Source organism: Pseudomonas sp. ABa2 (assembly GCF_056676075.1).
The window spans coordinates 1,528,229-1,543,858 of the sequence record NZ_CM155239.1; the positions used below are offsets into that span (position 1 = coordinate 1,528,229).

A 15,630-nucleotide genomic window follows, 5' to 3' on the forward strand; every position below is an offset into this window, starting at 1 on the left:
GTTTAGGCCGTTGCGTCGGGCACTGGTTCCGCGGATTTTCTATCGCGACCATTACCAGCGGGCGTGGGTCGCGCCGAGCCAGCCGAGGGCGCCGTCCACCGGTACCCGCTCGCCTTTGGGACCGCGCAGCACGCCGTCGTAGCGACCGAACCACTGCTGGGTGTCGGCATGGAAGGGGCCCAGCTTGGGGCAGGCGCGGTGCAGCTGGCGCGGGCTGAAACGCAGCGCCACGCGCTCGTCCGCGCTGTCCAGGCGCCAGGGTGCCAGCGGCGCGTGGGCGCTCTGTTCGATGCTCAGCGGGCTGTCCAGGCGCTGCAGTTCGCCGCCGAACCACAGGGCGTTCTCCGACAGGCCGCTGTGTTCCAGCCAGCCGGAGCCGAAGTTGCCGGCGATGCCGCCCGGTGCGGCGAAGGCGGCGCGCTGCCAGTGGCTGTTCAGCGGCCACACGCCGCGGCCGAAATCCAGGGCGGCGAAGCTCTGCCCGGGGGCGCAGCTGTACTGCTTGCGTCCCAGCTGCAGGCTGCCGGCGGCGGGTAGGCCGAGCTGGCGGCTGGTGGCGTGGAAGCCGCCGCCCTGCAGCGGCGCCACCAGGTTGACCGATTGCAGGTGGGCGGGGCGCTGGATGTCCAGCGCTACCTGCAGCGGCTGGCCGCCGATATCCGGGGCGGCAGCGGTCAGGCGCAGGCGGCCGGGATGCTCGTCGATGCGCAGTTGCAGGCGCGGGTGGTTGAAGGCGTGGCTTTCCAGCGGCAGGTCGGGCAGCTGGCAGCCGAAGGCGAAGGGGCGCAGCTGGGTGTGGGCGACGGCCTGGCCGCTGTCCAGGTCGAGGAAGTAGGCGGCGCCGTAGCCCAGGTAATCGAGGTCGGCCAGGGTCAGCGCGAGCATCCACTGCGGGGTGGTGATGCACCAGTGGTTCCAGCGCTTGCGCCGGCCCAGGTGGCCGCGCAGGGCGCAGTGCACCTGCGGTCGGCTCGACCAGCCGATGGCTTCGGCCAGCAGCCGACCCTTGCTGTCGCACAGCGGCTGGGGGGGAAATTCGGCGGGGCTGGCGAAACTGGTCATCGGGCACGTCCATGTGTGTGCGCAGGCTGGCGATCAATTGCCGGGGCGAGGAGTGCGCACGCCATTCGAATCGGGGGCGCACAGCATGCCGAGCACGTTCAAGCATGGGCAAGTGCTGGCATTTTGGCAACTGACCAGCGGGTGCGGCAGTGCGCAGGGGTTTTGTGCGCTGGCGCACGATGCGGCCGACTTGAGGTAAACCGGGCTTGGGCACAAAATGCCCCCAGCGCAGTCTACCCAGACTCACCCGTCACCCCCGGAAGCCTTCCCATGCCTCATCTATTCAAGCTGTGCACCGCCGTTCTGCTCAGCGCCTCGGCGTCCCTGGCCCTGGCCGATGCCGCCAGCCATGCCGCCGATGCCGAGCGTTTCCTCAAGCTGGCACATGCCGACAAGCTGACCGTGCCGGTGTATGGCCAGGTGCAGCAGATGTTCGCCCAGCGCTTCGCCCAGGCGCCGGGCGGCAAGCAGGCGCTGCTGGAAAGCTATCAGGCCAAGGCCAATGCCGCGCTGGACAAGGCGGTGGGCTGGGACAAGCTCAAGCCGGACATGGTCAAGCTCTACACCAGCAACTTCGACGAGCAGGAGCTCAAGCAGCTGATCGCCTTCTACGAGTCGCCGCTGGGGCAGAAGGTGCTGCAGAAGATGCCGACCCTCACCGCGCAGTCTGCACAGATCACCCAGAGCAAGCTGGAAACCGCCGTGCCGGAGGTGAACAAGCTGCTGGCCGATATGAGCGACGAGCTCGGCGTCAAACAACCCTGATGGAGCCCACGATGTCCAAGCAAGACCTGATCGTCGCCGCGCTGGCCGATCTGCAGCCCGAACACCTCGAGGTGCTGGACGAGAGCCATATGCACAGCCGTGGCCTGGAGACCCACTACAAAGCGGTGATCGTCAGCCCGGCGTTCGCCGGCCTGAACGCGGTCAAGCGGCATCAGAAGGTCTATGCCACGGTCGGCGAGCTGATGGCGCAGATCCATGCCCTGGCCCTGCACACCTATACCCCCGAGGAGTGGGCGGCGCAGGGCGTGGCGCCGGCCTCGCCGACCTGCCGCGGCGGTCATTGACCCAGGCCGGATGAACGCCGGGGTGCTCCCCGGCTATCGCTGCGCTCGACCCGCGCTGCGGAGCGTTGCAGCCGGGCCAGGCGACAGGCTGTCGCGCCTTGTCGGCAACTCGCCCCGGCGCTTCGCGGCTTTGTTACAATCCGCCTCGCGCCGGCCCACGCCGGCGCTTTCGTTTGGCTTCTCGATCCGGCGAGTTCGCGCCGATCGAGCCCCAGTCCGCCCTTTACGTGGGCGACTACTGAAGGACATTCCATGACCGACAAGATCGTCGTCGCGGCGCTGTACAAGTTCGTCTCCCTGCCGGACTACCAGGCGCTGCGCGAACCCCTGCTGCAAACCCTGCTCGATAACGGCATCAAGGGCACCCTGCTGCTCGCCGAAGAGGGCATCAACGGCACCGTCTCCGGCAGCCGCGCCGGCATCGATGCGTTGCTTGCCTGGTTCGCCGAGGACGCCCGTCTGGCCGATATCGACCACAAGGAGTCCTATTGCGATGAGCAGCCGTTCTATCGCACCAAGGTCAAGCTGAAGAAAGAGATCGTCACCCTCGGCGTGCCGGGCGTCGACCCCAACCAGCGCGTCGGCACCTACGTCGAGCCGCAGGACTGGAACGCCCTGATCAGCGACCCCGAGGTGCTGTTGATCGATACCCGCAACGACTACGAGGTGGCCATCGGCACCTTCGAGGGCGCCATCGACCCCAAGACCAAGTCGTTCCGCGAATTTCCCGAGTACATCAAGGCCCACTTCGACCCGCACCAGCACAAGAAGGTGGCGATGTTCTGCACCGGCGGCATCCGTTGCGAGAAGGCCTCCAGCTACATGCTCGGCGAGGGCTTCGAGGAGGTCTACCACCTCAAGGGCGGCATCCTCAAATACCTGGAGGAAGTGCCGCAGGAAGAGACCAAGTGGCAGGGCGACTGCTTCGTCTTCGACAACCGGGTGACCGTGCGCCACGACCTGACGGAGGGTGACTACGACCAGTGCCACGCCTGCCGCACGCCGATTTCCGTGGCAGACCGCCAGTCCGAGCGCTACAGCCCCGGCGTCAGCTGCCCGCATTGCTGGGACTCACTGCCGGAGAAGACCCGTGAAGGCGCCCGCGAGCGGCAGAAGCAGATCGAGCTGGCGCGCGCGCGCAACCAGCCGCATCCTCTGGGACGCGACCCCCGCCAACTGAACGAGGCCTGACCATGGCAAGCCGCCTGCTCTACGTGATGGACCCGATGTGTTCCTGGTGCTGGGGCTTCGCCCCGGTGGCCGAGGCCCTCGCCGAGCAGGCCGCAGTGGCCGGCGTGCCGCTGCAGCTGGTGGTCGGCGGCCTGCGCCGCGACCAGGTGGCCATCGATGCCGCGGCGCGGGTGCGTTACCTGGGCTACTGGCAGGCGGTCAACGCCAGCACCGGGCAGCTGTTCGACTTCGAGCGCGGCCTGCCCGAGGGCCTGGTCTACGACACCGAGCCGGCCTGCCGCGCCCTGGTCACCGCGCGCAGCCTCGACGCGGCCAGCGCCTGGCCGCTGCTCAAGCTGATCCAGCAGGCCTTCTACACCGAGGGCGTCGACGTCACCCAGGCCGGTGTGCTGGTGCAACTGGCCGAGCAGGCCGGCATTCCGCGCATCGAGTTCGCCGAGGCCTTCGACAGCCAGGCCATGGTTGATGCCACCGCCGCCGATTTCAGCTGGGTGCAGGATCTGGGCATCGCCGGTTTCCCCACCCTGCTGGCCGAGCGCGACGGCCAGCTGGCGCTGCTGACCAACGGCTATCAACCGCTGGAGGTGCTGGCGCCGCTGCTCGGCCGCTGGCTGGAGCGCGCCGCCCATGCCTGATCGGTTGAGCTGGGCAGAAATCCGTCGCCTGGCCCTGCAGCACAAGAAAGCGCTGATCCTCGCCAACCTGGTCGCGGTGCTGGCCACCCTGTGCAGCGTGCCGATTCCGCTGCTGCTGCCGCTGCTGGTCGACGAAGTGCTGCTGCACGACGGCGACGCCGCGCTCAAGGTGATGGACAACTTCCTGCCGGCCAGTTGGGAGACCGCCGCCGGTTATATCGGCTTGATGCTGCTGCTGACCCTGCTGCTGCGCGGCTCGGCGCTGGTGTTCAATGTGCTGCAGGCACGCCTGTTCGCGCGGCTGTCGAAGGACATCGTCTACCGCATCCGCATGCGTTTGATCGAGCGGCTCAAGCGCATTTCCCTCGGCGAGTACGAGAGCCTCGGCGGCGGCACGGTCACCACCCATCTGGTCACCGACCTGGACACCCTGGACAAGTTCGTCGGCGAGACCCTCAGCCGCTTCCTGGTGGCGGTGCTGACCCTGGTCGGCACCTCGGCCATCCTGATCTGGATGCACTGGCAGCTGGCGCTGCTGATCCTGCTGTTCAACCCGCTGGTGATCTACGCCACGGTGCAGCTGGGCAAGCAGGTCAAGCACCTGAAGAAGCTCGAGAACGACAGCACCGGCCGCTTCACCCAGGCGCTGACCGAGACCCTCGACGCCATCCAGGAGGTGCGCGCCGGCAACCGCCAGGGCTATTTCCTCGGCCGCCTCGGTGGGCGGGCACGCGAGGTACGCGACTTTGCCGTGGCCTCGCAGTGGAAGAGCGATGCCTCGAACCGCGCCAGCGGCCTGTTGTTCCAGTTCGGCATCGACGTGTTCCGCGCCGCCGCCATGCTCACCGTGCTGTTCTCCGACCTGTCCATCGGCCAGATGCTCGCGGTGTTCAGCTACCTGTGGTTCATGATCGGCCCGGTGGAGCAGCTGCTCAGCCTGCAGTACGCCTTCTACGCCGCCGGCGGCGCACTGACGCGGATCAACGAGCTGCTGGCGCGGCGCGACGAGCCGCAGTACCCGGGCCGCGTCGATCCGTTCAAGGGTCGCGACACCGTCGGCATCGAGGTGCGCGGGCTGACCTTCGCCTACGGCGAGGAGCCGGTACTGGATCGCCTCGATTTGTCCATCGCCCCCGGCGAGAAGGTGGCCATAGTCGGCGCCTCGGGTGGCGGCAAGAGCACCCTGGTGCAGCTGCTGCTGGGGCTCTACACGCCGCAGGCCGGCAGCATCCGCTTCGGCGGCAGCAGCCAGGAGGAGATCGGCCTGGACTGCGTGCGCGACAACGTCGCGGTGGTGCTGCAGCACCCGGCGCTGTTCAACGACACGGTGCGCGCCAACCTGTGCATGGGCCGCGAGCGCAGCGACCAGGCCTGCTGGCGCGCACTGGAAATCGCCCAGCTGGCGCCGACCATCCAGGCGCTGCCGCAGGGCCTGGACAGCGTGGTCGGGCGCAGCGGTGTGCGCCTGTCCGGCGGCCAGCGTCAGCGCCTGGCCATCGCCCGCATGGTGCTGGCCGAGCCCAAGGTGGTGATCCTCGACGAGGCCACCTCGGCGCTCGACGCCGCCACCGAATACGCCCTGCACGAGGCGCTGGCGCAGTTCCTCAACGGGCGCACCACGCTGATCATCGCCCACCGCCTGAGCGCGGTGAAGCAGGCTGACCGCGTGCTGGTATTCGACGGCGGCAGCGTCGCCGAGGACGGCGACCACCAGCAGCTGATCGCCGACGGCGGTCTGTACGCCAAGCTCTACGGGCATCTGCAGCGCTGAGGCGCCGGCGCGTTGTCCGCCCGGCAAGGCACAGCTGATCCAGGGGGATCGGGGCGCGTGGCCGAGGCTTTACCCATCCACCGTTGCGCGCTTGAGCCTCGGCGCGGCGCCCCGATCCACTGCGCATGGTCTTCCTCGGCCTCGCCGCGGCAGCTCGTCTGGCAGCCTGGCGAACCGCTCTGGCAAGAAAACCTTACGCATTTACAGGTCTTGCCAGGCCGCATCCCCCGGTTTTTCAGGGTGTAAGGAAAACTTGCCAATACCTCGCTGAGATCGCCCCAGCCGGGCGGTTGCGCCGCCTTGTTCGCCGTCTGTCGCCGGGTTGTCATGGGTTCATTCAAACGCGCCTCACGGCGCAGCCCACAACAACAACGAGGAGGCGAAATGACCGCCGTGGCCAAGATCGAGCAGCACAACCCCATCGGTACCGACGGCTTCGAGTTCGTCGAATTCACCGCGCCCAACGAAGAAGGCATCGCCCAGCTGCGCCAGCTGTTCACCGCCATGGGCTTCACCGAAACCGCCAAGCACCGCTCCAAGCAGGTCTGGCTGTTCCAGCAGAACGACATCAATTTCGTCCTCAACGGCAGCCCCACCGGCCATGTCCGCGCCTTCGGCGAGAAGCACGGCCCCAGCGCCTGCGCCATGGCCTTCCGGGTGAAGAACGCGGCCCAGGCCGCGGCCTACGTCGAGCAGCAGGGCGCCAAGCTGGTCGGTAGCCACGCCAACTTCGGCGAGCTGAATATCCCCTGTGTGGAAGGCATCGGCGGCTCGCTGCTGTATCTGGTCGACCGCTACGGCGACAAGACCATCTACGACGTCGACTTCGAATACATCGAAGGCCGCAGTGCCAACGACAACGCCGTCGGCCTGCAGTGCATCGACCACCTGACCCATAACGTGCGCCGTGGGCAGATGGACGTCTGGTCCGGCTTCTACGAGCGCATCGCCAATTTCCGCGAGATCCGCTACTTCGACATCGAAGGCAAGCTCACCGGCCTGTTCTCCCGCGCCATGACCGCGCCGTGCGGCAAGATCCGCATCCCGATCAACGAGTCGGCCGACGACAAGTCGCAGATCGAGGAATTCATCCGCGAGTACCACGGCGAGGGCATTCAGCACATCGCCCTGTCCACCGACGATATCTACGCCACCGTGCGCCAGCTGCGCGCCAATGGCGTGGACTTCATGACCACCCCGGACACCTATTATGAAAAGGTCGACAGCCGCGTCGCTGGCCACGGCGAGCCGCTGGAGTTGCTGCGCGAGCTGAATATCCTGATCGATGGTGCGCCGGGCGACGACGGCATCCTGCTGCAGATCTTCACCAACACGGTGATCGGTCCGATCTTCTTCGAGATCATCCAGCGCAAGGGCAACCAGGGCTTTGGCGAGGGCAACTTCAAGGCGCTGTTCGAATCCATCGAGGAAGACCAGCTGCGTCGCGGCGTGATCTCCGAGGAGTGATGCCATGAGCCGTAAATGGATCAGCTTTCCCCTGCGCGAGGGCGAGTGCTCGCGTCAGGCGCACTGCGACCTGCCGCAGGGCACCTACGAGCGCGAGATGGGCCGCGAGGGCTTCTTCGGCCCCACCGCACACCTGCACCACAAGCATCCGCCGACCGGCTGGATCGACTGGGAAGGCCCGCTGCGCCCGCACGCGTTCAACTTCAACGACATCCCCAGCGAGCGCGACTGCCCGCTGGCGGCGCCGCTGACCTTGCACAACGCCGATGTGAAGCTGCGCGTCTGGCGCACCCACGGCGCCATGCGCCACCTGGTGCGCAACGCCGACGGCGACGAGCTGCTGTTCGTCCACGAGGGTGCGGGGCACCTGTACTGCGACTTCGGCCATCTGGAATATCGCGACGGCGACTACCTGCTGATTCCGCGCGGCACCGCCTGGCGCATCGAGGCCAGCACGCCGAGCTACTTCCTGCTGATCGAGAACAGCGATGGCGCCTATCAGCTGCCGGACAAGGGCCTGCTCGGCCCGCAGGCGATCTTCGATCCGGCGGTGCTGGAGCACCCGCATATCGATGAGGCGTTCAAGGCGCAGCAGGACGAGAACACCTGGCAGATCAGGATCAAGCGGCGCAATCAGATCAGCACCGTGACCTACCCCTACAACCCGCTGGACGTGGTCGGCTGGCACGGCGACAACACCGTGGTGCGGCTGAACTGGCGCGACATTCGCCCGCTGCTCAGCCACCGCTATCACCTGCCGCCGTCGGCGCACACCACCTTCGTCGCCAACGGTTTCGTGGTCTGCACCTTCACGCCGCGCCCGGTCGAGTCCGACCCGGGCGCGCTCAAGGTGCCGTTCTTCCACAACAACGACGACTACGACGAGGTGCTGTTCTATCACCGCGGCAACTTCTTCAGCCGCGACAACATCGAGGCCGGCATGGTCACCCTGCACCCTTGCGGCTTCCCCCACGGGCCGCATCCCAAGGCGCTGAAGAAGAGCCAGGAGGACCCGGCGACCTTCATCGACGAGGTGGCGGTGATGATCGACACCCGCCGCGCCCTGGAAGTGGCCGATGCCGCCGCTGCGGTGGATTTGGCCGAGTACGTCAACTCCTGGCGCGCGCCGGGTACCCAAGGTTGAACCTGTAGGAGCCGGCAAGCCGGCTCCTATGCCAAGAACGGAAATCGCATATGAAACTCGCATCACTGAACCAGGGCCGCGACGGCGTGCTCGTCGTGGTCTCCCGCGACCTGGCCCGCGCCGTGCGCGTGCCGCAGATCGCCGCCACCCTGCAGGCCGCGCTGGACGACTGGGCCGTGGCCCGGCCCAAGCTGGAGGCGGTCTACCAGCGCCTCAACGACGGTCTGGAGCAGGGCGCCTTCGCCTTCGATCAGGCCGCCTGCCATAGCCCGCTGCCGCGCGCCTATCACTGGGCCGACGGCAGCGCCTACGTCAACCATGTCGAGCTGGTGCGCAAGGCGCGCGGCGCCGAGATGCCGGAATCCTTCTGGCACGACCCGCTGATGTACCAGGGCGGCGCCGACAGCTTTATCCCGCCGCACAGCCCGATCCGCCTGGCCGACGAGGCCTGGGGCATCGACCTGGAAGCCGAGCTGGCGGTGATCACCGACGACGTGCCGATGGGCGCCACGCCGGCCGAGGCGGGCGGGCATATCCGTTTGCTGATGCTGGTCAACGACGTGTCGCTGCGCAACCTGATCCCCGGCGAGCTGGCCAAGGGCTTCGGCTTCTACCAGAGCAAGCCGTCGTCGAGCTTCTCGCCGGTGGCGATCACCCCGGACGAGCTGCGCGAGAGCTGGAAGGACGGCAAGGTGCATCGGCCGCTGGTCTCGCATATCAACGGCGCGCTGTTCGGCCAGCCGGATGCCGGTGTGGACATGACCTTCAACTTCCCCACCCTGGTCGCCCACGCCGCCAAGACCCGCCCGCTGGGCGCCGGAACCATCATCGGCTCGGGCACCGTGTCGAACTACGACCGCAGCGCGGGTTCTTCCTGCCTGGCGGAAAAGCGCATGCTGGAAATCGTCGAGTCGGGCGAGGCGAAAACGCCGTTTCTCAAGTTCGGCGACCGGGTGCGTATCGAGATGTTCGACGCGGCCGGCCAGAGCCTCTTCGGCGCCATCGATCAGGTGGTGGAAAAGTACGACGCCCGCTGATCCCTTGGAGCGTTTCGAGAGGAATCCGAGATGTTGAAGCTCTATGGCTACTGGCGCTCCAGCGCCGCCTACCGCGTGCGCATCGCCCTGAACCTCAAGGGCCTGGCCTATGAGCAGGTGCCGGTGCACCTGGTCAAGGACGGCGGTCAGCAGCACGGCGCCGACTACCGCGCGCTGAACCCGCAGCAGCTCCTGCCGCTGCTGGTGGACGAGGAGAACGGCGGGGTGCGCATCGCCCAGTCGCTGGCGATTCTCGAGTACCTGGAGGAAATCTTCCCGGTGCCGGCACTGCTGCCAGCGGATCCGGCCGAGCGGGCGCAGGTGCGGGCGCTGGCGCTGCATATCGCCTGCGATCTGCATCCGCTGAACAACCTGCGCGTGCTGCAGTACCTGTCCGCCGAGCTGGGCGCCTCCGACGAGGCGAAGAACGCCTGGTACCAGCACTGGGTCGCGCTGGGGCTGGCGGCGGTGGAGGAGGGCCTGGCGCCGTTCGACGGGCGCCTGTCGCTCGGCGCGCGGCCCGGTTATCTGGAAGCCTGCCTAATCCCGCAGCTGTATAATGCGCGGCGTTTTAACTGTGACCTTGCCGCGTACCCACGCATTCTCGCCCTGGCGGCGCGCTGCGAACCCCTGCAGGCCTTCCAACAGGCCGCGCCGGAGGCGCAGCCCGACGCCCAGTGAGCCCGGCTGGCCTTGCCTGCCGTGCCCAGGCGAACCCGGCTCGATAAAAGCCTTGCATTCCGCTGCGCCACAAGCGCGGCGGGTCCGATTCCGTCACAGATAAAAACAAACAGGTGACGCATGACCCGTGAAAAACCGAAGAACCTCTGGCTCTCGCGCTGGGGTTTCATCCTCGCTGCAACCGGCTCGGCCGTGGGCCTGGGCAATATCTGGAAATTCCCCTACATCACCGGCGAATACGGCGGCGGCGCCTTCGTGCTGATGTACCTGGCCTGCATCCTGGCCATCGGCATTCCGGTGATGATGACCGAGATCGCCCTCGGCCGCCGCGGCCGCGGCAGCCCCATCGACGCCATCGGCCGGGTGGTCCGCGAGAACGGCGGCAATCCGCTGTGGAAGGCGGTCGGCGGCATGGCCATGCTGGCCGGTTTCATGATCCTGTGTTTCTACGTGGTCGTCGCCGGCTGGGCCTTCGCCTACACCTGGAAGATGCTCGACGGCTCGCTGGCCGCCAGCAGCGTCGAGGCGCTCGGCGGGGTGTTCGCGGCGCACAACGCCAACCCCTGGCAGCTCGGCGGCTGGAGCCTGCTGGTGGCGCTGCTGACCCTGTGGATCGTGGCCAGGGGCGTGCAGCAGGGCATCGAGAACGCGGTGCGCTGGATGATGCCGGGCCTGGCCCTGATGCTCATCGTGCTGGTCGGCTACGCCTTCACCAGCGGCAGTTTCAGCGCCGGTTTCGACTTCCTGTTCCATTTCGACGCCTCGAAGATCACCGGCGAGGCGCTGCTGGCCGCATTGGGTCACGCCTTCTTCACCCTCAGCCTGGCCTCGGGCGCCATCCTCACCTACGGCTCCTACATCCCCGACGGCCAGTCCATCGCCCGCACCACCTTTATGGTGGCGATCTGCGATACCTGCGTGGCGCTGCTCGCCGGCCTGGCGATCTTCCCGATCATCTTCGCCAACGGCATGAGCCCGAGCGCAGGGCCGGGGCTGATCTTCATGAGCCTGCCGCTGGCCTTCCAGCAGATGCCGCTGGGTACCGCCTTCGGCGTGCTGTTCTTCGCCATGGTGTCGATCGCCGCGCTGACCTCGGCGATCTCCATGATCGAGGCCACCGTCGCCTACCTGAACGAGAAGCACGGCATCAGCCGTCTGCGCGCCGCCGTGGTTTCCGGCGCGGTGCTGCTGCTGATCAGCCTGCTGGCGATGCTCTCGTTCAACCTGCTGGCCGGCTGGACGCCGCTGGGCAAGAACCTCTTCGACTGGCTGGACTACCTGACCTCGCGCTGGATGATGCCCTTGGGCGGCATCTGCATGGTGATCCTCGCCGGCTATGTGCTGCGCGGCGAGATCATGCGCGACGAGCTGAACCTGCCGCCGGCCGGCTACGCGCTGTGGCTGTTCATGGTGCGCTACGTCAGCCCGGTGCTGATCCTGGTGGTGTTCCTCCATGCGCTGGGCTGGCTGCTGTTCGACCCGGTGGCGCAGTGGTACTGGATCGCCGGCGCCATCGGTCTGCTGGCGGTGGCCGGCGAAGTGCTGCGGCCGCGGGTGATGCCGGTGCTGGCCGGGCGCTGAGTCCTCTGCGCACATCCAGGCGCAGCTCCGCAAGGGGCTGCGCCTTTTTGCGTCTGGCCAAAGCGGTGGGGGGCGCCGTGCGCACCGACGCCAGGGCTAATTGCTGCATACCCATACCTGGCGAAAATCCGCCAATAGTCCGGCGTCAACAAGCGGATTCTTGCCGAATCGGCGGGGGCGCCCGCCGACGGCAGGCTCCGCTCGGCAATCCGCTCTTGGCCAACTGCCAGCACTCAAGCCTCTGCCCGTGTCGGCCGATGTGCTGTCACGGGCCTGGCACAAGGGTTGCCTAGGCTATCGACCAGGTCGCGCTCACGAGGTGCGACCCTAATAAGAAGAACCTGGAGTTGCCCTGTATGTTCGAGCCTGCCGCACGTCTGTTCGCCAACCTTGCCGTCGGCAAGAAATTACTCATCGGCTTCGGTCTGGTGCTGTTGCTCACCGCGGCGATGACCGGCAGCGGCTTTCTCGCCGTGCAAGCGGTGCTGCAGGGGCATGCTCAGGTCGGCCAGCTGGCGCAGGTCAATCAGGAGATTCTCCAGGCGCGGCGTCTGGAGCGCAGCTTCGCCATCGAGCTGAGCCCGCAGAGCGCCGAGCGGGTGCGCGCCAGCCTGACCCAGGTGCAGGGCATGCTGGAGCGCCTGGCGCAGGGCTCCGCCGCGGTCGAGGGCACGCGCCTGCAGACCATGCAGCAGGCGGTCGCCGAGTACCTCAAGCAGTTCGACAACTACGTCGAGCAGCAGGATCGGGCGCGCGAAGCGCGGCAGGACATGCGCAACGCCGCCACTGAGGCGCGCGATCAGTTCGAGGTGATCGAGCTGGACATGTACGACGCGGTGCGCGAACTGCGCCTGCAGGGCGACAAGCTGCGCGGCAGCGATCCGCTGACCCTGGCCGAGACCGCCTCCGGTCTGAGCAAGCGCATGCTCGATCTGCGCGGTCACGAGAGCCTGTACATCATCGACGGCTCCGCCGAGGCGCTGGAGGAGTGGGAGTACGTCAGCGAAGACCTGCAGACCGTGGCCCGCAGCCTGATGATCTGGCTCGACGACGAGCAGAAGGCGGCGATCGAGACCGCGCTGCAGGCGCTGACCCTGTATCAGCGCTCCTTCCTCTACTACCAGCAACTGCGCGAGCAGAACCTGGCGACGGAAAACGCCATGATCGAGCGTGCGCGCTCGGTGGTGGACCTGGCCGAGGCCGCCCAGGCCGGCGCGGAGCAGGCCATGCTCGACGACAGCCGACGCTCGCTGGTGCTGCTCGGCCTGATGGGCGCCGCTGCGGTGGTGCTGGGGCTGTGCGCCGCGCTGCTGATCACCCGCCTGATCGTCGTGCCGCTGCGCCAGAGCGTGGGTTTCGCCCAGCGTATCGCCGCGGGCGACCTGAGCCAGGACATTCCCCAGCAACGCCGCGACGAGGTCGGCCAGCTGTTCGCCGCCATGCAGGGCATGACCCTCAGCCTGCGCAACCTGGTCGGCCGCATCGGCGGCGGGGTGGGGCAGATCGCCGCCGCCGCCGAACAGCTCTCGGCCATCACCGCGCAGACCAGCGCCGGGGTGCAGACGCAGAAGCTGGAGACCGAGCAGACCGCCACCGCCATGCACCAGATGGCCGCCACCGTGCAGGAAGTCGCGCAGAACGCCGAGCAGGCCTCGCTGGCGGCGCGCGACGCCGACCGGGAGGCGCAGCAGGGCAACCGCGTGGTGCAGCAGGCAGTGGATCAGATCGACGGCCTGGCCAGCGAGGTGGAGCAGTCCGCCGAGGCCATTGCCGCGCTCAATCAGGAAAGCGCGCGCATCGGCAGCGTGCTCGAGGTGATCCGCAACGTCGCCGAGCAGACCAACCTGCTGGCGCTCAATGCCGCCATCGAAGCCGCCCGCGCCGGCGAGCAGGGCCGCGGTTTCGCCGTGGTCGCCGACGAGGTGCGCGCGCTGGCCAAGCGCGCGCAGGACAGTACCGAGGAAATCGAGAGCCTGATCGCCGGCCTGCAGCGCATGGCCAAGGGCGCCGTGGAGCAGATGGACAGCAGCCGCGAGCTGACCCGGCGCACCGTCGAGCTGGCGGGAGAGGCGGGCGACGCCCTCGGCCGCATCACCCAGGCGGTGAGCACCATCGAGCAGATGAACCAGCAGATCGCCGCCGCCGCCGAGGAGCAGAGCGCGGTGGCCGAGGCGATCAACGAGAGCGTCACCCGCGTGCGCGACATCGGCGAGCAGAGCGCCACCGCCAGTGAACAGACCGCCGCCTCCAGCGCCGAACTGGCGCGCCTGGGCGTGGAGCTGCAGGAACTGGTGCGGCAGTTCCGCACCTGAGCCTAGCCTTGCGGCTGGCTGAAACGCTGCCCGGACAGCGCCGGGTGGTACAGCGGCTGCACCTTGTTGCCGGCCGGATCGAGCAGATGGAAGCTGCGCGCCCCGTCGCCATGGTCGAAGGGGCGATCCAGCAGGGGCACGCCGCGGGCCCTGAGGTACTGGTACCAGGCGTCCAGCTCCTCGACGCTGTCGACGATGAAACCGTAATGATCGACCAGCGGCACGCCATGGCTTTCGGCGTAGGCGCGGCCGAGCGATAGGTTGTCGTTGCCGCAGGTCAGGTAGACCAGGTCCTGGTTGGCACGGTGCAGTACCTGCATGCCCAGCACCTCGACGTAGAAGCGCTCGCATTCCTCCAGATTGGGCACCAGGAGCGCCAGGTGGCGCAGGCCATTGAGGCGGGAAGGACGTTCGAGCATGTGCGGGCACTCCAATATGTATACAATTTGTCTTTCAATATAAGACATAAAGGAGTTCGCTGTGTACTGCCTGCTGCTCAAGACCCAGCTCAAGCCGGGTAGCTTCGCTGCCTTCATGGACGCCATGCGCGTCAACGCCGCCGCCTCGGTGCGCGACGAGCCCGGCTGCCTGACCTTCGATGTGCTGCGCGACCGCAGCGACCCGGATCTGGTCTGGCTGTACGAGGTCTACGTCGACGAGGCGGCCTTCGAGGCGCATATGCGCACGCCGCATTTTCTCGCCAGCCGGCCGCTGGTCGAACCGCTGATCGAACGCCAGGACGCCATCGAGGCCGACCTGCTGGCGCTCAATCCGTCACGCTGACGGCGCGGCGGCCGGGTGCGCCGCGCGCCGACCCCGGCGGGCTCAACCCAGATGAAAACCGCCGTCGATGGGGATGATGGCGCCGGTCATATAGGCCCCGGCGCTGCCGGCCAGACTCAGGGCCAGCGCCGCCATCTCGTCCTCGCGGCCCCAGCGTTGCATGGGAATGACCGCGGTATCGGCGGCCAGCGCCGCCTCGTCCTCGGCGATAAAGCGGGTCATCTTGCTCGGGAAGCGGCCGGGGGCGATCACGTTGACGTTGATGTGATCGCCCACCAGCTCCTTGGCCAGCATCCGCGACAGCTGGTGCAGCGCCGCCTTGCTCGGGCCGTAGGCATAGGCCTGCTCGCCCATGGCGCTGATGCCGGCCACCGAGCCGATATTGATCACCCGCGCCGGGCAGTCGGTCGAGCCGGCCTTGCGCAGCAGCGGCAGCAACTGCTGGATGCAGCCGAACACCGAGGTGACGTTGAGCTGCATGACCTTTTCCCAGCCCTTGGCCGGGTAGCTTTCCAGCGGTGCGCCCCAGGTGGTGCCGGCGTTGTTGACCAGGATGTCCAGGCGCTCGATGCGTTCGCCCAGCTCGCGGGCCAGCGCCTGCACGCCTTCCTCGCTGGCCAGGTTGGCGGCGAGGCCCTGGCAGTGGCCGAACGCCGACAGCTCGGCGGCAGTCTGCGCGCAGGCCTCGCCGTCGCGGGCGCAGATATAGACCTGGGCGCCGGCCTCGACGAAGGCCTTGGCGATCATCAGGCCGATGCCGCGGGTGCCGCCGGTGACCAGGGCGGTACGCCCGGCAAGGGAGAAATAGCGATGCATGGAGGAGGCCTCGGAGTTGGCTGATCGGGCCTCCAGCCTAGGGCCGCGCGTGGCAGAACGCAGGCATCATTGCCGGGCGA

At 67.6% G+C, this 15,630-nt stretch carries 15 protein-coding genes and 1 pseudogene; 13 read left to right on the forward strand and 3 right to left on the reverse strand.

Going from position 1 to position 15,630, the window contains the following annotated elements; translation table 11 throughout:
* Positions 1–51: 51 nt before the first annotated feature.
* Positions 52–1,062 carry a DUF2804 domain-containing protein gene (locus tag AC1G9C_RS07425; protein WP_457790021.1) on the reverse strand — a complete coding sequence of 337 codons (1,011 nt, stop codon included), beginning with the start codon at positions 1,060–1,062 and terminating at the stop codon, positions 52–54.
* A gap of 270 nt (positions 1,063–1,332) precedes the next feature.
* On the opposite strand from AC1G9C_RS07425, the gene AC1G9C_RS07430 reads away from it, so the two are divergent.
* The 12 genes and pseudogenes from AC1G9C_RS07430 to AC1G9C_RS07485 all read left to right on the forward strand — a co-directional run bounded on the left by AC1G9C_RS07430 (position 1,333) and on the right by AC1G9C_RS07485 (position 13,951).
* Positions 1,333–1,827: a DUF2059 domain-containing protein gene (locus AC1G9C_RS07430; protein ID WP_480409874.1), complete on the forward strand. Its 495-nt coding sequence runs from the start codon at positions 1,333–1,335 to the stop codon at positions 1,825–1,827.
* 11 nt (positions 1,828–1,838) lie between these two features.
* A complete protein-coding gene (locus AC1G9C_RS07435; RefSeq protein WP_457790023.1) occupies positions 1,839–2,132 on the forward strand; it encodes a BolA family protein in 294 nt (97 codons plus the stop codon).
* A gap of 252 nt (positions 2,133–2,384) precedes the next feature.
* Positions 2,385–3,323, forward strand: a complete 939-nt coding sequence (gene trhO, locus AC1G9C_RS07440) for an oxygen-dependent tRNA uridine(34) hydroxylase TrhO (RefSeq protein WP_480409875.1) — start codon at positions 2,385–2,387, stop codon at positions 3,321–3,323.
* A gap of 2 nt (positions 3,324–3,325) precedes the next feature.
* A complete protein-coding gene (locus AC1G9C_RS07445; protein ID WP_480409876.1) occupies positions 3,326–3,958 on the forward strand; it encodes a DsbA family protein in 633 nt (210 codons plus the stop codon).
* On the forward strand, positions 3,951–5,729 hold the full coding sequence (locus AC1G9C_RS07450) for an ABC transporter ATP-binding protein (RefSeq protein WP_457790026.1): 1,779 nt from the start codon (positions 3,951–3,953) through the stop codon (positions 5,727–5,729). Before AC1G9C_RS07445 ends, AC1G9C_RS07450 begins: the two co-directional genes overlap by 8 nt.
* Before the next feature lie 384 nt (positions 5,730–6,113).
* Positions 6,114–7,196 (forward strand): 4-hydroxyphenylpyruvate dioxygenase, encoded by a 1,083-nt coding sequence (gene hppD / locus AC1G9C_RS07455; protein ID WP_480409877.1) that lies wholly within the window; start codon positions 6,114–6,116, stop codon positions 7,194–7,196.
* A gap of 4 nt (positions 7,197–7,200) precedes the next feature.
* Entirely contained in the window at positions 7,201–8,340 is a 1,140-nt protein-coding gene (locus AC1G9C_RS07460) for a homogentisate 1,2-dioxygenase (protein ID WP_480409878.1), read from the forward strand.
* A gap of 50 nt (positions 8,341–8,390) precedes the next feature.
* Positions 8,391–9,377 carry a fumarylacetoacetate hydrolase family protein gene (locus AC1G9C_RS07465; protein ID WP_480409879.1) on the forward strand — a complete coding sequence of 329 codons (987 nt, stop codon included), beginning with the start codon at positions 8,391–8,393 and terminating at the stop codon, positions 9,375–9,377.
* A 30-nt stretch (positions 9,378–9,407) separates the two neighbouring features.
* Positions 9,408–10,058, forward strand: coding sequence for a maleylacetoacetate isomerase (maiA, locus tag AC1G9C_RS07470; RefSeq protein WP_397496587.1), 651 nt, complete (start codon positions 9,408–9,410; stop codon positions 10,056–10,058).
* A gap of 120 nt (positions 10,059–10,178) precedes the next feature.
* Complete coding sequence (locus tag AC1G9C_RS07475; RefSeq protein ID WP_021441973.1) at positions 10,179–11,639, forward strand: sodium-dependent transporter; 1,461 nt, start codon at positions 10,179–10,181, stop codon at positions 11,637–11,639.
* Positions 11,640–12,907: 1,268 nt separating this feature from the next.
* Positions 12,908–13,045: pseudogene (locus AC1G9C_RS07480) on the forward strand (hypothetical protein); the annotation flags it as partial.
* Between the two features lie 201 nt (positions 13,046–13,246).
* Positions 13,247–13,951 carry a methyl-accepting chemotaxis protein gene (locus AC1G9C_RS07485; RefSeq protein WP_480410394.1) on the forward strand — a complete coding sequence of 235 codons (705 nt, stop codon included), beginning with the start codon at positions 13,247–13,249 and terminating at the stop codon, positions 13,949–13,951.
* A gap of 2 nt (positions 13,952–13,953) precedes the next feature.
* Here the strand turns inward: AC1G9C_RS07485 and AC1G9C_RS07490 are convergent, their stop codons facing one another.
* The gene (locus AC1G9C_RS07490) at positions 13,954–14,370 is read right to left on the reverse strand and encodes a VOC family protein (protein ID WP_480409880.1); all 417 of its coding nucleotides are present in this window, start codon (positions 14,368–14,370) and stop codon (positions 13,954–13,956) included.
* A gap of 61 nt (positions 14,371–14,431) precedes the next feature.
* Between AC1G9C_RS07490 and AC1G9C_RS07495 the strand changes: the two genes are divergently transcribed.
* Positions 14,432–14,734, forward strand: coding sequence for a putative quinol monooxygenase (locus tag AC1G9C_RS07495; RefSeq protein ID WP_021441847.1), 303 nt, complete (start codon positions 14,432–14,434; stop codon positions 14,732–14,734).
* A gap of 42 nt (positions 14,735–14,776) precedes the next feature.
* Here AC1G9C_RS07495 and AC1G9C_RS07500 read toward each other — a convergent pair whose 3' ends face one another.
* Complete coding sequence (locus AC1G9C_RS07500; protein ID WP_397496589.1) at positions 14,777–15,550, reverse strand: SDR family oxidoreductase; 774 nt, start codon at positions 15,548–15,550, stop codon at positions 14,777–14,779.
* Positions 15,551–15,630: the final 80 nt, after the last annotated feature.

Bases quoted from the DNA above. Each gene is read 5' to 3' on its own strand.
- AC1G9C_RS07425 (WP_457790021.1), bottom strand. From the start codon at position 1,062: ATGACCAGTTTCGCCAGCCCCGCCGAATTTCCCCCCCAGCCGCTGTGC.
- AC1G9C_RS07430 (WP_480409874.1), top strand. From the start codon at position 1,333: ATGCCTCATCTATTCAAGCTGTGCACCGCCGTTCTGCTCAGCGCCTCG.
- AC1G9C_RS07435 (WP_457790023.1), top strand. From the start codon at position 1,839: ATGTCCAAGCAAGACCTGATCGTCGCCGCGCTGGCCGATCTGCAGCCC.
- trhO (WP_480409875.1), top strand. From the start codon at position 2,385: ATGACCGACAAGATCGTCGTCGCGGCGCTGTACAAGTTCGTCTCCCTG.
- AC1G9C_RS07445 (WP_480409876.1), top strand. From the start codon at position 3,326: ATGGCAAGCCGCCTGCTCTACGTGATGGACCCGATGTGTTCCTGGTGC.
- AC1G9C_RS07450 (WP_457790026.1), top strand. From the start codon at position 3,951: ATGCCTGATCGGTTGAGCTGGGCAGAAATCCGTCGCCTGGCCCTGCAG.
- hppD (WP_480409877.1), top strand. From the start codon at position 6,114: ATGACCGCCGTGGCCAAGATCGAGCAGCACAACCCCATCGGTACCGAC.
- AC1G9C_RS07460 (WP_480409878.1), top strand. From the start codon at position 7,201: ATGAGCCGTAAATGGATCAGCTTTCCCCTGCGCGAGGGCGAGTGCTCG.
- AC1G9C_RS07465 (WP_480409879.1), top strand. From the start codon at position 8,391: ATGAAACTCGCATCACTGAACCAGGGCCGCGACGGCGTGCTCGTCGTG.
- maiA (WP_397496587.1), top strand. From the start codon at position 9,408: ATGTTGAAGCTCTATGGCTACTGGCGCTCCAGCGCCGCCTACCGCGTG.
- AC1G9C_RS07475 (WP_021441973.1), top strand. From the start codon at position 10,179: ATGACCCGTGAAAAACCGAAGAACCTCTGGCTCTCGCGCTGGGGTTTC.
- AC1G9C_RS07485 (WP_480410394.1), top strand. From the start codon at position 13,247: ATGGCCGCCACCGTGCAGGAAGTCGCGCAGAACGCCGAGCAGGCCTCG.
- AC1G9C_RS07490 (WP_480409880.1), bottom strand. From the start codon at position 14,370: ATGCTCGAACGTCCTTCCCGCCTCAATGGCCTGCGCCACCTGGCGCTC.
- AC1G9C_RS07500 (WP_397496589.1), bottom strand. From the start codon at position 15,550: ATGCATCGCTATTTCTCCCTTGCCGGGCGTACCGCCCTGGTCACCGGC.